Consider the following 14,284-nt stretch of genomic DNA (forward strand, 5'->3'; position numbering starts at 1 on the left):
AATTTATTTTGTGACCAGACATTGTCAAATAGTCTGAACTTTCTTGCTTAAAATAAATATAGTTCTGTAAACAACAATCTCAGGATAGCGCAAAAAATCTTACGATTTCCAGAAACGGTAAAAAAACATAATCCAGCATTTCTTTTGTTCATTCACGGCAGCATTTTCCCACCCGCCAAAATATTTTTTTAATCTCTTGTCAGGTTTTTATAAATGCGGCAACTATTCCTTTGTTAAATGAATTATCTCACAATTTTAAAATCAAAACAATGGAAAAGAAAAAAAGTATCCTGAACGGTTCATTAGTTGCAGGTGTTATCATCGCGGTATCAGGCTATAGTGCCAATGCCGCCGGAATGTTTAATTACTCTAACCTGGGTACAGGTGAAGAAATCAGAACCAATCTTTTGAATAAAGGAGAGGCCGGTAAAAGCTTTGAATTAAAGTGTGGCGAAAAAGGGAAAACCGAACCTGCAAAAAGAGGAAAAGATGGTAAATGCGGTGAAGGCAAGTGTGGTGATAAGAAAAAAGACACAAAAGCGCCGGACACTAAAACCGGTAAAGACGGCAAATGCGGTGCCACTAAAAAGGATATGTAATCCTTTGCTTCTAATTAAAGGGCAGGTGATTTGGTTTACCTGCCCTCATTTAAAACATTCAAAAAAATATCATGGTAGGCATAGGTTACAGAAAAGATTTTGCGGAAGAGTTCTTACAAAGTAATATCCTGGATCCTTCATTTATTGAGGTAGCACCTGAAAACTGGATTGGTATAGGAGGCTTTTGGAAAAAACAATTTTTAAAGGTGTTGGAGAAATATCCCTTGTTCACGCACGGACTGTCATTATCCATTGGAAGTCCTGATGAACTTGATTTTGATTTTTTGCGAAAAGTGAAAGTTTTTTTGAATGAAACCAATTCGAAAATCTATTCAGAACACCTGAGCTATGCAAAATGCGATAATGCTCACTTATACGATTTACTTCCTATTCCTTTTACATACGATGCTGTAAAGCATGTTTCGAAACGTATTAAAACAGTTCAGGATTTACTGGAAAGAAAAATAGCGATTGAAATTGTGAGCTATTACACCCCGATTGCTCCTGAGTTAAAAGAGATAGAATTCATAAACATGATTCTTGAGGAGGCAGACTGTGAGCTTCTGCTGGATGTAAATAATGTATATGTAAACAGTTTCAATCATCAATACGATGCCAAAGCATTTATTGACCAGCTTCCTATGGGTAGGGTAAGCTATATACACATGGCCGGACATGAAAAAGTATCCGATACCCTGATCATAGATACACACGGGGAAGCCATTATTGACCCCGTTTATGATCTCTTCGAATACACGATGCATCAGTTAAAAAGAGATGTACCTGTTTTACTCGAAAGAGATTTTAATATCCCTGAATTACAGGAACTTCAAATTGAAATAAACAGGCTGAGCGCCATTAAACAATCGGCCTTAAAAATAAAAGATTATGCAACTGTCTGAACCGACCTTTAAGCATCAGTCAAACCTTGCGTCTTACTGCCGTACAGGCAAACTAAGCACCATACCCGGCATAATCAGGGAAAATGTACATCATTACCGCAGGCTGGTATATAATGTAGTAGATGACATGCTTCAAAACGCCTATCCGATTACTCATGAACTATTGACAGCAAAAGAATGGGAAGGGGCGGTAAATAATTTTTTTACCAACCATCCCTGCCAATCGCCCCAGGTATGGTATATGCCTAAGGAGTTTTACCAATTTCTTGCTGATACAAAACATCCATTACTGAAAAAGTACCCTTTTCTGGAAGAATTGCTCTGGTTTGAATGGGTAGAGGTAGAATTATTTATGATGGAAGATAAAATTGTTCAGGCAGATAAATCCGGCAATATTTTATCAGGAAGATTAGTACTGAACCCTGAACATCACTTACTTTCCTTTAACTACCCGGTGCATAATAAAAATGCCAAACTCATTAAGATTAGCGATAAAGGAAAGTATTATGTAATTGCTCATCGCAATACAGAAGGCGAAGTGATCTTTACCGATAGCTCTCCGGCATTAATCAGGATGATAGAGTATCTTTCAGAAAGCCCTCTATCAATAAAAGAACTTTTCAATGAGTTTCAGCAGGAATACAATTTACTACTTTCAGATGAAGACCAGAAATCGATCATCCGGTTCTTTGAAAATGCTTATAAACAGCAATTAATTATAGGTTTCGGTAAGCAAAATGATTTGATATGAATATAACAGATAAATATTTTTCAGCATCGGCGGATATTGAAAAAGCAAAATTCCTGCCTCTTCTTTTAATGCGACTGCTGATAGCTTATGGCTTTTATGGCCCTGCAATCATGAAGTGGAACGATATAAACAGCATCGCAGAATGGTTTGAAAGCCTTGAGATCCCTCTGCCTTATCTGAATGCCTATCTGGCAGCAGGTACAGAAACTTTAGGGGTGGTATTATTGTTTTTAGGATTAGGAACACGTTTTATTACTATCCCTCTAATTATAACAATGCTGGTTGCCATTAAAACGGTTCATTGGGCAAACGGTTTTGAAGCCGGTGAAAATGGATTTGAAATTCCATTATACTACATCATCATGCTACTTACACTATTTATTTATGGCTCCGGAAAATTAAGCCTGGACAGATTAATCGAAAAGAAATTCAGGTCTTAAAATATTAATTATAAGATCAAATAAATCTGTAATCAGGAAATCGAAGAAACAATTTAAAATAAACAAAAATGGCAAATCAAATTAAACAATCGGTATTTGCCGGTTTTGCCGGAACTGCTGTAATGATTATGATCATGTTCATTGCGCCGTTTATGGGTATGCCAAAAATGAATCCGGCAGTCATGCTTGCAGAAATGATGAGTTTACCCATGGCATTGGGCTGGATCACTGCTTTACCCGGTATGGTTTTTATCATTCAGGGAATAACCAACAGGTCTTGCCATTGGAATTGTTTTAACCCCGGAAGGGGCATTTAATCAATAAACCGGGAAGAATAATTGAATTTTTAATATGACATAACTCTGCTGCCGTCTGAATTGAACATTAAAGCAGGAAAATCCCCATGTCTGAGCAATCTTTTTCAGGGACTTCAAAATAGAATGTGCCTATGCTAAAAGACAAAATGAGACCCTCTTTTAAAAGCAATCTCATTTTGTCAATTATTTTTAAAATTAAAATAACAAAGCTGTATTCAGTGAATGCGTTATTTTAAAACAAAATTCTTCCAAATCAGAAAGGAAGATCATCATCACCCGGAGCAGAGCTGATATCAATCGGGGCAGCATACTCAGGAGCTGCTGATTCTGAAGAACCGATTGCATTTAATCTCCAAACCGATAAAGTATTGAAGTAAGATGTTTTACCCGTTTTATCTGTCCATGGGCGGCCACGCAGGTTAAAGAATAACTCTACCTGATCGCCAACCTTAACTTTATCGAACAAATCAACCTTATCCTGAACCGCCTCAAATTTCACATATTCCGGATAAGTTGGGTTTTCTGCATATTCAAGTATAAGTTCACGCTTTTTGAACTTATCACTCACGGTAATCACCGCTGAGATTTCATGTACTTTTCCTTTAACTTCCATGGCTTTACTATATAATTTTAATCGAACTCGTATTGGTTTCCCCGGATCTGCCGCAGGATACAATTTGTAAAAGTATAAAATTAAGGCAGTTTTTAATTGCTAACTTTGGAAATTATTATGCAAGTTTTCCACACAAAAAGTAAGATCATTATCACCTGTAATAACCGCCTGTCGCCCTATCTGCAGCAGGAAGTTGAAGCACTTGGATACAAGATCATAAGAACATTCAGTACCGGGCTTGAGCTTGAAGGAACAATCAATGATTGTATCCCTCTGAATCTGAATCTGCGCTGTGCAAGTCAGGTATTATATTCAATAAAGACAGTTACCGCAGAAAATCCGGCAAGGCTCTATAAAGAGCTGATGGACATTGCATGGGAAGAACTGATTGATTTTACCGGATACTTCTCTGTGACCTCCAATGTTGATAATGAAACAATCACTACTCCGCTCTTTGCAAATCTGAAAGTTAAAGACGCAATTGTAGACCGCATCAAAGAAAAGAAGCAGATCAGGCCCAATACCGGCCCTGAAGCCAATAAAGCAGTGATCCACCTGTATTGGAAAGAAAACAATGCGGAAGTGTTTATTGATACCTCCGGCGAAACTCTGGCTAAGCACGGATACCGCAAGATTCCGGGAAAAGCTCCGATGCTGGAAGCACTGGCCGCCGGAACGATCATGGCTACAGGATGGGACAGAAAAAGTCCGTTCGTGGTTCCAATGTGCGGATCAGGGACCCTGGCTATTGAAGCTGCATTACTTGCTACCGACAAAACTCCCGGCATGTTCCGCATGAACTATGGTTTCATGCATATTATAGGGTACGATGAACAGGTTTTCTTCGAGGAAAGGCGCAAATTAAAAGATAAAGCAAAAAAAGAAATTGATTTCAGGATTGTAGCAACCGATCACTCAGAAGATGCCGTTGATGTTTCCAGAAAAAATGCGAGAACCGCAGGTGTAGATCATCTGATTGATTTTGATGTCTGTGATTTTGCAGATACAACGGTGCCTGAAGGTCAGGGTGTGGTTATATTTAATCCTGAATACGGCGAACGACTCGGTGTTCATACCAAACTCGAAGCAACCTACAAGCGCATTGGTGATTTCATGAAACAGAAGTGTAAAGGTTACCGTGGTTATATTTTTACAGGTAATCCTGATCTGGCCAAAAAAATCGGCTTACGTGCTTCGCGCAGGATCGAGTTTTACAATGGCAAACTGGATTGCAGATTACTGGAATACGAACTTTATGAAGGAAGTAAAAGAGAGCCCAAACCTGAATCCTGATCAGCTGATTGCTGAAACTGTAAAGTTTGTAAAACAAACACTCGAAGGGGCAGAAAGCGGACACGACTGGTGGCATATTCAGCGGGTCAGGAATAATGCCCTTCAAATCCTTGAATCAGAGTCTGTAAATCATCTTATCGTAGAACTGGCTGCATTATTACATGATATTGCCGACAGCAAATTCCACGATGGAGATGAAGAAATAGGACCTGAAAAAGCCGGGAGTTTTCTCAGATCTCAGGAACTTGCTGAAGATACAATCTTTCATATTCAGCAAATCATCCGGAATATGTCGTTCAAGGCAAGTCTCGGTAAAATAGATTTTTATTCAAAAGAATTAGAAATTGTTCAGGATGCAGACCGGCTGGATGCGATAGGTGCAATAGGTATTGCCAGAGCATTTACCTATGGAGGTTTCAAAACCCGTGAAATCTATAACCCCGAAATCCCACCTGCATTAAACATGACAAAAGAAGAGTATAAAAAATCTACCGCTCCGAGCATTAATCATTTTTATGAAAAGCTATTACTGCTGAAAAATAAAATGAATACTGAAACAGGCCGAAAGATTGCTGAAGGAAGACATAATTTTATGGAATTATACCTGGAACAGTTTTTTAATGAATGGGACGGCAAAAAATAGCCATTGTAATTCCATCCTGATTAAGGATTAAAAAATTATCTTGCATTATGAAACTGTGGGTTCTTGTTTTTATCAATGCTTTGGCTGTCGCAATGTCATTATCGATAATCAGCTTCTATTTCCAGAAGGATGTTATTGATTCCCTGATCACCTTCGCCGTTTCATTAGTTACCAGCTATATTACTTTCTATTATCTGATCGAACGTTTTGTATACAGCAAGATCAAGCTCATTTATAAGCTAATCCATAATCTAAAGCTTGGCAAAGATCTTAAAGATGCATTAGGAGAATATGTAAGTGCCGATCCCATTAATGACGTGGAACAGGAGGTAAAAGAATGGGCACGGGATAAAAAATCAGAGATCGACAAACTGAAGGAACAGGAAAAGTTCAGAAGAGAATTTCTAACTAATATATCCCATGAATTAAAAACCCCGCTTTTTGCGATCCAGGGGTATATCGAAGCACTTCAGGACGGGGATATCGAAGACAAGGAAATTACACAGAAGTTTCTGGAAAAAGCAGCCAAAAATGTTGACAGACTGGCATATTTTATCAAAGATCTGGATGAAATCTCGAAACTGGAAAGTGGGGAAATTCCGATTAACTACGAAAAATTTGATCTTTCAACGCTTATCTCAGAGGTTATCGAATCACTTGAACTGAAGGCAAATAAGAATAATATCACCCTGCATTTCAAGGAAAAATATAAATCTCCTAACTGGGTTTATGCAGACAGAGAGAAAATCAGACAGGTTTTGGTGAATCTGATCAGCAATTCGATAAAATATGGAAAGAATCCGGGCAATACCTATATCAAGACCTTTGTGCTTCATGATCAGATACTTGTAGAGATTACAGACGACGGAATAGGCATTGAAGAAAAATATTTACCCCGCTTATTTGAACGGTTTTACCGTACAGACCAAAGCCGTTCAAGAGAGATTGGCGGCTCCGGAATAGGTCTGGCTATTGTGAAACACATCATCGAAGCACATCAGCAAACCATCTCAGTAAGAAGTACAGAGAATATCGGATCTACTTTTGGTTTTACTCTTGCACGCGGATAATTAACAAAATCAATAAGTTAACATTAACTTAACATTTTGATCGTAGTTTTGCTTCATCTTTAAAACTCAACACATGTCACTGAACAGTATTTTCCAGTATTTTATTCCTAAAGACAAGAAATTTTTTCCGCTTTTTGAAAAAGACAGTGCAAACCTGATCAAATTAGGCGAAAAGCTTGTTGAAGCTGTTAACACAGAAGACCTTAACAGACGTAAGGAATTATTTAAGGATATCTCTGACCTGGAGCATGCCGGCGACGAAATTACCCACCAGATTCATCTTGAGCTAAGTAAAAACTTTATCACTCCTTTTGACAGAGAGGATATCCACAGACTTGCAAGTGCAATTGATGATATCGCGGATTATATCCATGGTTCAGCAAGCCGCATGGATCTGTATAATGTAACAGTGGTTACTCCCCCTATCAAAGAACTTGCCAGTCTGATCTTACAGGCCTGCCAGGACCTGCACAAGGCAATCCATGAATTACGCGATCTTAAGAATATCCGCATAATTGCTGATTCATGTGTACGTATTAACAGTATTGAAAACCAGGCTGATTATGTTTTCGACAAAGCCGTAGGCGAACTCTTCGATAATGAAAAAGATGCAGTTAACCTGATTAAATACAAAGAGGTATTACAAGGTCTTGAAACTGCAACCGATATGTGCGAAGATGCAGCAAATGTTCTTGAATCAATTCTTGTAAAGAACGCTTAATACATAAAACGATATTACACTGGCTATATGGGCTTTACACTCTTAATTGTAATCATTGTTTTAGCACTGGTATTTGATTATATCAATGGCTTTCACGATGCTGCTAATTCTATAGCAACCGTTGTTTCTACCAAAGTTCTGACTCCATTTCAGGCGGTGATTTGGGCAGCATTCTTCAACTTTCTTGCTTACTGGATATTTAATCTGAACGTTGCAGATACCGTTGCGAAAACTGCCGACACTATGAATATTAACCTGGTAGTTATTTTGGCAGGGGTTATTGCAGCCATCTGCTGGAATCTGTTCACCTGGTGGTTTGGTATTCCTTCAAGTTCATCACACACACTGATTGGTGGTTTTGCCGGAGCAGCAGTTGCGCATGGAGGTTTGGATGTAATTAACCTCGGTGTAATCGGAAAAGTTGCTTCTTTTATCGTACTGGCTCCGATCATTGGTATGATCATGGCTTATACTATTACTGTTATCATCATCAATATTTGTAAAAATGCAAATCCCTCACGTGCTGAATGGTGGTTTAAGAAATTACAATTAGTTTCCTCTGCATTATTCAGCCTTGGTCACGGTGGTAATGATGCTCAAAAAGTTATGGGAATCATCGCTGCTGCAATCATCGTGTACCTGAAAGATGCACATCTTGACATGGATACATTAAGCCACTGGTTACAGCTTAGTTATACTGTTGTTGACGGTAAAGTTAAAATCAATCATATTCCTGAATGGATTCCAATTGCCTGTTATACTTCAATTGCTGCCGGAACCATGAGTGGTGGCTGGAAGATTGTAAAGACCATGGGCACCAAGATCACCAAAGTAACCCCGCTTGAAGGTGTTGCAGCAGAAACTGCAGGTGCGATGACCCTGTTCATGACAGAATATTTCAAAATTCCGGTTTCTACAACACATACCATTACCGGTTCAATTATCGGAGTTGGATTAAGTAAACGTATATCTGCAGTCAGATGGGGAGTTACCATCAGTCTGATGTGGGCATGGGTATTAACCATTCCTGTTTCTGCAGTGCTCGCAGCAACTTTCTATTTTCTGCTGAGTCTGTTCTTATAAAATCAAAAGGCGCCCTGATATTATTCAGAGCCCCTTTTTGATCCAATTACAAGAATAATAACTTATTCATTCACAACAATATTCTTCAATTCAATTCTCGACAGCTCCCTTAACTTCCCGGCTTCAAATAAACTATCATACTTATCAACTGTGGTGACTGAGTCATCAAGTGGCATCTGGTAATTAACATAATCCTGAAAAATTACACCACCTGCCTCATGGGTTCTGAGTACTTCTCTGAAACGATTACCTCCTGAGCTATACGCAAAATGATCCATGCTGTAATCTTTGGTATCGAACCAATAATAAAACACATCACTATGATCGCCTGCTTCCTTTGACTTTTCGAACGAAATCTCAATCTTATAAAAGGTTTTACCCTTGATTTTACTCTCGCCCAGATATTTTTTTACTACAGAGGCATCGTTTAATTTTAACGGTAAGTATAGAAAATAAACGACTGCATTAAGCGACTGCCGGTATTTGTCTGATTCCTTCTGATCAAGCTGCAATTCTTTACCGTTTAATATTCTTTTAAAGCCTTCATTGCTTAATATATCATGAACATTGCCCGTAGAATCACTAAAAAATCGTTCATATTTGAACTGACCGCCATTCTGCATAACTTTAAAACCCGCTGTCCTGAATTTAAATTCCAGAGTCGCATTGCTCAGCTTATCCATATTATAAAAGGCAATGCTTTTATCTACAATTTTCCGGGCATCGGGCTTATTACAGCCTGAAAGGATAAATGCTAATAAAATCAGGTAAGGCAATCTGTTCATTTGTTTGAATTATAATTAACAAAACGGAATTAATATCAAATTTATAAAATTAAGGCTTAACCAATCGCTGGTACAATTTGAGGTCAAAACCTGACTTCAATCCTGCCGGTATTGATCTTACTGCCAGCTCTGATTTTCCAGGCAGGCCCATCCTTTACAAGACGTATCGCTTCTGCATTTGAAGCCGGGGTAAGTCCCTTCAAAATAACAAAATCAACAGCCTCGCCCTTTTTATTTATTTTAAAGGAGAGAAAGACACTTCCTTTTTGTCCGGGTTCAATTTCTGCTTTGCGCAGATTTTCTTTCAGATAAATCTGATATTTATCCCAGCCAATTACGGGTTGTATTGCTGAACCGGAACTGAATGATGAATAAATTTCAGATTTAATGTCTTCATGGCTGCTCAGATTCACTTCTACCTGTCTTTCTGAATTTTTCCTGATTGCATCAGAGCGGTTAACATTCATCCAGAACAAAATACCTGCAGCAATAAACATAACTGAAGCCGTTGCTGCAATACTCATCCTTTGCCAGCTAAAGAAGAAGTTCTCTTTTTGCTCCTGCAAATGGGCAATACGCTTATGCAGACTGCTCTGAAGAAGACTAAGATCATGTGCAGGGTCTGCCACAGTATCGTAACCTTCCATTGCTTCCCACATAAAGGGGTCGTCAATAGCTTGTTTCTCAAGCTGATGCATCAGCTCAGGCTCCAGATCACCGGAAAGATATTTTCTGAATAAATGAATATGGTTACTATTTGAGCTCACCGTTCTTTTCAATACAAATTTTAAGATTCCTTTTTCCGTTCTGAATAAAACTTTTAACCTTATTCAGGTCAAAGCCGGTTTGTTCAGACACCTCTTTATAACATTTCTGCTCCAGATAAAACAGATTTACTGATATGCGTTGTTCATCAGAGAGCGTTTCCATGCACTTCTCCATGAGGATGAGCCTGTCTTCAGGAATTTCGTCTCTGTTAAGATGCAAAACCGACTCCGTTTCCATAAAATACTCATCAACAGATACAAAATCATGCTTAGACGAAGAACGAATTGCCATCAAACAATGATTTCTGGCAAGGGTATACAGCCAGCTTTTAAAGTTACTGATTTCATGAATCCTTAATTTCGGTATCAATTCTTCAAAAATCTGCATTACAGCATCCCTGCTCTTTTCCTCATCCCTGAAATACTTAAGACATAATCCATATACCAACGGCATATAGTTTTCATAAAGACTCCCAAGGAGCTGAAGATCGCCGGTATTGCGATATTCAATGAGCAGCTCAGCTTCATTGATTTCTTTACGGCCTGATATATTCTGAATAAACTTCAAAAGAATTGCTTTATTGAATTAATTTATGAATTATTTTCGGCTTAAGCTCAGAGCAAAGTATAAAGTCTGAAGATTAACTAATTTAACCTGAATACCATACTTTTATCTTTTCCGTTTTAAGAACACACAATTTACGTTATGAAAATTCCGTCAATTTTACTTCTTCTAAGTATATTCTCTGTTAATGTTTCATGTGCTCAGATCAAAATTCCTCAGGTTTTAAAAGATGCTGCAAAAACCACTGCAAGCCCGGGTCAGGATGAAATTGGTTCAGCTTTAAAAGAAGCACTGGCCATCGGAATTTCAGCCGGCACCGACAGGCTTTCATTGGAAAATGGCTTTCTTAAAAATGCAGCTGTAAAACTTCTCTTTCCGCCCGAAGCTCAAAAAATTGAGAAAGCACTCCGTGGAATAGGAATGAACAGAGCCTGCGATGATTTCATACTCAGTCTTAACCGTGCTGCAGAGCTGGCGGTAAAAGAAGCCAAACCGGTATTTGTGAATGCACTGAAAGAAATGAGTATTCAGGATGCCTCCAATATTCTTTTAAGCGATCAGAAAAACGCCGCCACCAATTACTTTCAAAAGACAACAAGTCAGCAGCTTAGAAGTAAATTTAAACCGATTATCGAAAGTTCACTCACCAAAACTGAAGCCACCAGGTACTGGTCTGACCTGAGTACAAGATATAACCAGATTCCTTTTGTGAATAAAGTAAACACTGACCTTAGTGATTATGCCACTCAGAAAGCAACTGAGGGATTATTCCATGAGATTGCCGCTGAAGAACTGAAGATCAGGCAAAATCCTGCGCTAAGAAGTACTCAGCTTTTGAAAAAGGTATTCAGTTATGCCGACAGTAAAAACCCGGGCCAATAAAAGCCTATAGCTGAATACCGGAACTGACCATGATTTCAATCCAATAAAAAAGGGCCTCCCTGCATATACCGGAAGGCCCTTTCATTTATTTCATAATCTCTTAAACGAGCAATCTTACCGGCTCTTCAAGCAAAGCTTTTAATGTTTGCAGGAATGCCGCTCCGGTTGCACCGTCAACCACACGGTGGTCGCAGCTTAACGTAACCTTCATGACATTACCCGGCACAACCGCTCCGTTTTTAACTACAGGAACCTGCTGAATACCGCCAACTGCAAGAATACATGCATCAGGTGGATTAATGATCGCTGTAAACTCATCTATTCCAAACATCCCAAGATTTGAAATGGTAAATGTTGACCCTTCCCAATCGGCAGGCTGAAGTTTTTTCGCTTTTGCACGCTGAGCAAAATCTTTAACCTCTGCAGAAATATGAGAAAGTGATTTTCCATCAGCAAAGCGAACTACCGGCACCAGCAAACCATCTTCAACAGCAACCGCAACACCAATGTTTACATGCTCGTTATAACGTATTTTATCACCCAGCCATGATGAGTTAACATGAGGGTGCTGCTTCAATGCAACTGCAACAGCCTTAAGTACCATATCGTTGAAAGAGATCTTGCTTGCAGCAAACTCGTTTATTTTGGTACGTGCCTGCATTGCACTGTCCATATCTATAGACATGGTCAGATAAAAATGAGGGGCAGTAAATAAACTTTCTGAAAGACGCTTGGCAATAACCTTACGCATCTGGGATACCGGAGTTTCAGAATATTTTTCCTGACCGATAAACTGAGGAATTGCAGGAGCACTGGCAGGGGCTGCCTTAGCTTCTGCCGGGGCAGCAGCACTAACTGCTGCCGGACTGAATCCTTCAATATCCTTTTTAACAATCCTTCCGCCTTCAGCACTTCCCTTAACCTGACTCAGGTCAATTCCCTTCTCTCTGGCAATTCTTTTAGCCAATGGAGATGCTTTTACGCGTGATGAAGAATCACTGATTATCTGCTGGCCTGCAGAAGCACTTGATGCTGCCAGTGCAGGGGTAGCCTGTTCGGTTTTAGCTGCAGCTTTTGGCTTAGAGCCTGATTTCAACAATCCTGAAACATCAGTTCCTGCTTTACCAACAATCGCAATAATATCATTTACTTTGGCAGCCTGACCTTTCTCCACTCCAACGTAAAGAAGTGTTCCATCGGCATAACCAATCACTTCCATTGTAGCTTTATCAGTTTCTACATCAGCAAGGGCATCATCACTTTTCACAGTATCCCCAACTTTTTTGTGCCATTCAGCGATAACACCTTCGGTCATCGTATCGCTCAATAAAGGCATACGGATGATGGTAGCACCCAGTGCAGCGGCATCAGCATCAGCATCTCCCGAAACTTCTTCAGTTTCAGCAGCAGCGACCGGAGTAACTTGTGTTTCCGGAGCAGAAGCTGGTGCAGCGGCACCGCTTAACAATGCCTGATAATCTTCTCCTGCTTCACCTAAAACGGCAATAACAGAATCAACCGGAGCCGCCTGACCCTCCTGAGCACCGATATATAATAATGTTCCTTCCTGGAAAGATTCAAAGTCCATAGTAGCCTTATCTGTCTCGATCTCTGCGATCAGGTCTCCTGAACTAACTTTGTCACCAACTTTTTTATGCCATTTAGCGATAACTCCCTCCGTCATCGTATCGCTCATCTTTGGCATTTTAACTACTTCAGCCATTTTTATTTCCAGATTAGTATTTTAAAAAATTAGGTTTAGTCGCGAATGTAAGGATAGTCAGATTCAATATATACATCTGTGTAAAGTTCTGACGGATCAGGCCATGGAGACTCTTCAGAGAACTTCACTGATTCATCAACAATCGCTTTAATCTTTTCACCAATCTCATCAAACCATGCCTCATCAGCATATTTTTTCTCTTCAATAGCAGCCTTTACAACCTCGATCGGATCTTTTGCCTTATAAGCTTCAACCTCTTCTTTGGTTCTGTATTTTGCAGGGTCTGACATAGAGTGACCCTTATAACGATAAGTTCTCGCTTCAAGGAATGTTGGTCCTTCACCACGGCGTGCCCTCTGAACAGCTTCATCCATCGCATTATGAACTGCTACGGGATCCATACCATCGACCGGTGCACAAGGCATATCAAAACCTAAACCGATCTTATAGATATCAACCATATTGGTAGTTCGCGATACAGAAGTTCCCATTGCATAGCCATTGTTCTCACAAACAAAGATTACAGGAAGTTTCCATAACATTGCCATATTGAAAGTTTCATTCAAAGCTCCCTGACGTACAGCTCCGTCGCCCATATAACAGATACAAACATTATCTGTTCCGCTATATTTCTCAGCAAATGCAATTCCGGCTCCCAGCGGGATCTGCCCGCCTACAATACCATGTCCGCCAAAAAATTTCTTCTCCTTGCTGAACATGTGCATTGAACCACCCTTACCTTTTGAACATCCGGTAGCTTTACCGTAAAGCTCAGCCATGATCTCATTTGCACTCATTCCTTTTGCAAGGGCATGAGCATGATCGCGATAAGCTGTGATTAAAGAATCTTCAGGACGGATAACAGACATTGTACCTGCCATCACCGCTTCCTGACCAATATACAAATGGCAAAATCCTCTGATCTTCTGCTGCCCGTAAAGTTGTCCTGCTTTCTCTTCAAACTTGCGCATCAAAAGCATTGATTCATACCATTGAAGATAAGTGTCTTTGGTTATTTCTATTGAACTCATTCGTATTAGTTTCTGTTAAACTCTTTAAGCCCTGTCTAAGGGACGACAAATCTAACCATATCTTCCAAAAAAAAAGAATACTAACGCGTTTTGTTTACG

Annotated in this window: 17 protein-coding genes; 11 read left to right on the forward strand and 6 right to left on the reverse strand. The window is 39.5% G+C overall.

Going from position 1 to position 14,284, the window contains the following annotated elements:
* Window positions 1–269 precede the first annotated feature (269 nt).
* The 5 genes from P2W72_RS06975 (at window position 270) to P2W72_RS06995 (ending at window position 3,009) form a co-directional block, all read left to right on the forward strand.
* Entirely contained in the window at window positions 270–599 is a 330-nt protein-coding gene (locus tag P2W72_RS06975; RefSeq protein ID WP_276360273.1) for a hypothetical protein, read from the forward strand.
* 71 nt (window positions 600–670) lie between these two features.
* Window positions 671–1,501 (forward strand): DUF692 domain-containing protein, encoded by an 831-nt coding sequence (locus P2W72_RS06980; protein ID WP_276360274.1) that lies wholly within the window; start codon window positions 671–673, stop codon window positions 1,499–1,501.
* A complete protein-coding gene (locus P2W72_RS06985) occupies window positions 1,488–2,252 on the forward strand; it encodes a putative DNA-binding domain-containing protein (RefSeq protein ID WP_276360276.1) in 765 nt (254 codons plus the stop codon). Before P2W72_RS06980 ends, P2W72_RS06985 begins: the two co-directional genes overlap by 14 nt.
* Window positions 2,249–2,692, forward strand: coding sequence for a DoxX family protein (locus P2W72_RS06990; protein WP_276360277.1), 444 nt, complete (start codon window positions 2,249–2,251; stop codon window positions 2,690–2,692). The genes P2W72_RS06985 and P2W72_RS06990 overlap by 4 nt, the downstream gene beginning before the upstream one ends.
* 68 nt (window positions 2,693–2,760) lie before the next feature.
* Window positions 2,761–3,009: a DUF6789 family protein gene (locus tag P2W72_RS06995; RefSeq protein WP_276360278.1), complete on the forward strand. Its 249-nt coding sequence runs from the start codon at window positions 2,761–2,763 to the stop codon at window positions 3,007–3,009.
* 253 nt (window positions 3,010–3,262) lie between these two features.
* Here the strand turns inward: P2W72_RS06995 and P2W72_RS07000 are convergent, their stop codons facing one another.
* Complete coding sequence (locus P2W72_RS07000; protein WP_276360279.1) at window positions 3,263–3,622, reverse strand: DUF3127 domain-containing protein; 360 nt, start codon at window positions 3,620–3,622, stop codon at window positions 3,263–3,265.
* Window positions 3,623–3,739: 117 nt separating this feature from the next.
* Between P2W72_RS07000 and P2W72_RS07005 the strand changes: the two genes are divergently transcribed.
* From P2W72_RS07005 to P2W72_RS07025, 5 genes are all read left to right on the forward strand, one after another.
* On the forward strand, window positions 3,740–4,915 hold the full coding sequence (locus P2W72_RS07005) for a class I SAM-dependent RNA methyltransferase (protein WP_276360280.1): 1,176 nt from the start codon (window positions 3,740–3,742) through the stop codon (window positions 4,913–4,915).
* Entirely contained in the window at window positions 4,878–5,558 is a 681-nt protein-coding gene (locus tag P2W72_RS07010) for an HD domain-containing protein (protein WP_276360281.1), read from the forward strand. Before P2W72_RS07005 ends, P2W72_RS07010 begins: the two co-directional genes overlap by 38 nt.
* Before the next feature lie 47 nt (window positions 5,559–5,605).
* A complete protein-coding gene (locus tag P2W72_RS07015) occupies window positions 5,606–6,628 on the forward strand; it encodes an ATP-binding protein (protein ID WP_276360282.1) in 1,023 nt (340 codons plus the stop codon).
* A gap of 73 nt (window positions 6,629–6,701) precedes the next feature.
* The gene (locus P2W72_RS07020) at window positions 6,702–7,349 is read left to right on the forward strand and encodes a DUF47 family protein (RefSeq protein WP_276360283.1); all 648 of its coding nucleotides are present in this window, start codon (window positions 6,702–6,704) and stop codon (window positions 7,347–7,349) included.
* 27 nt (window positions 7,350–7,376) lie between these two features.
* Window positions 7,377–8,432, forward strand: coding sequence for an inorganic phosphate transporter (locus tag P2W72_RS07025; protein ID WP_276360284.1), 1,056 nt, complete (start codon window positions 7,377–7,379; stop codon window positions 8,430–8,432).
* Between the two features lie 62 nt (window positions 8,433–8,494).
* Here the strand turns inward: P2W72_RS07025 and P2W72_RS07030 are convergent, their stop codons facing one another.
* The 3 genes from P2W72_RS07030 to P2W72_RS07040 all read right to left on the reverse strand — a co-directional run bounded on the left by P2W72_RS07030 (window position 8,495) and on the right by P2W72_RS07040 (window position 10,552).
* Window positions 8,495–9,217: a DUF6503 family protein gene (locus P2W72_RS07030; protein ID WP_276360285.1), complete on the reverse strand. Its 723-nt coding sequence runs from the start codon at window positions 9,215–9,217 to the stop codon at window positions 8,495–8,497.
* An 83-nt stretch (window positions 9,218–9,300) separates the two neighbouring features.
* Window positions 9,301–9,984 (reverse strand): hypothetical protein, encoded by a 684-nt coding sequence (locus P2W72_RS07035; protein ID WP_276360286.1) that lies wholly within the window; start codon window positions 9,982–9,984, stop codon window positions 9,301–9,303.
* Window positions 9,971–10,552, reverse strand: a complete 582-nt coding sequence (locus tag P2W72_RS07040) for a sigma-70 family RNA polymerase sigma factor (RefSeq protein ID WP_276360287.1) — start codon at window positions 10,550–10,552, stop codon at window positions 9,971–9,973. Before P2W72_RS07040 ends, P2W72_RS07035 begins: the two co-directional genes overlap by 14 nt.
* Window positions 10,553–10,690: 138 nt before the next feature.
* Between P2W72_RS07040 and P2W72_RS07045 the strand changes: the two genes are divergently transcribed.
* The gene (locus P2W72_RS07045) at window positions 10,691–11,431 is read left to right on the forward strand and encodes a DUF4197 domain-containing protein (protein WP_276360288.1); all 741 of its coding nucleotides are present in this window, start codon (window positions 10,691–10,693) and stop codon (window positions 11,429–11,431) included.
* Between the two features lie 100 nt (window positions 11,432–11,531).
* Here the strand turns inward: P2W72_RS07045 and P2W72_RS07050 are convergent, their stop codons facing one another.
* Complete coding sequence (locus P2W72_RS07050; protein WP_276360289.1) at window positions 11,532–13,154, reverse strand: pyruvate dehydrogenase complex dihydrolipoamide acetyltransferase; 1,623 nt, start codon at window positions 13,152–13,154, stop codon at window positions 11,532–11,534.
* 35 nt (window positions 13,155–13,189) lie between these two features.
* Entirely contained in the window at window positions 13,190–14,185 is a 996-nt protein-coding gene (gene pdhA / locus P2W72_RS07055; protein WP_276360290.1) for a pyruvate dehydrogenase (acetyl-transferring) E1 component subunit alpha, read from the reverse strand.
* Window positions 14,186–14,284: the final 99 nt, after the last annotated feature.

This window comes from Daejeonella sp. H1SJ63, assembly GCF_029360775.1.
In the GTDB taxonomy this organism is placed as follows: Bacteria; Bacteroidota; Bacteroidia; order Sphingobacteriales; family Sphingobacteriaceae; genus Daejeonella.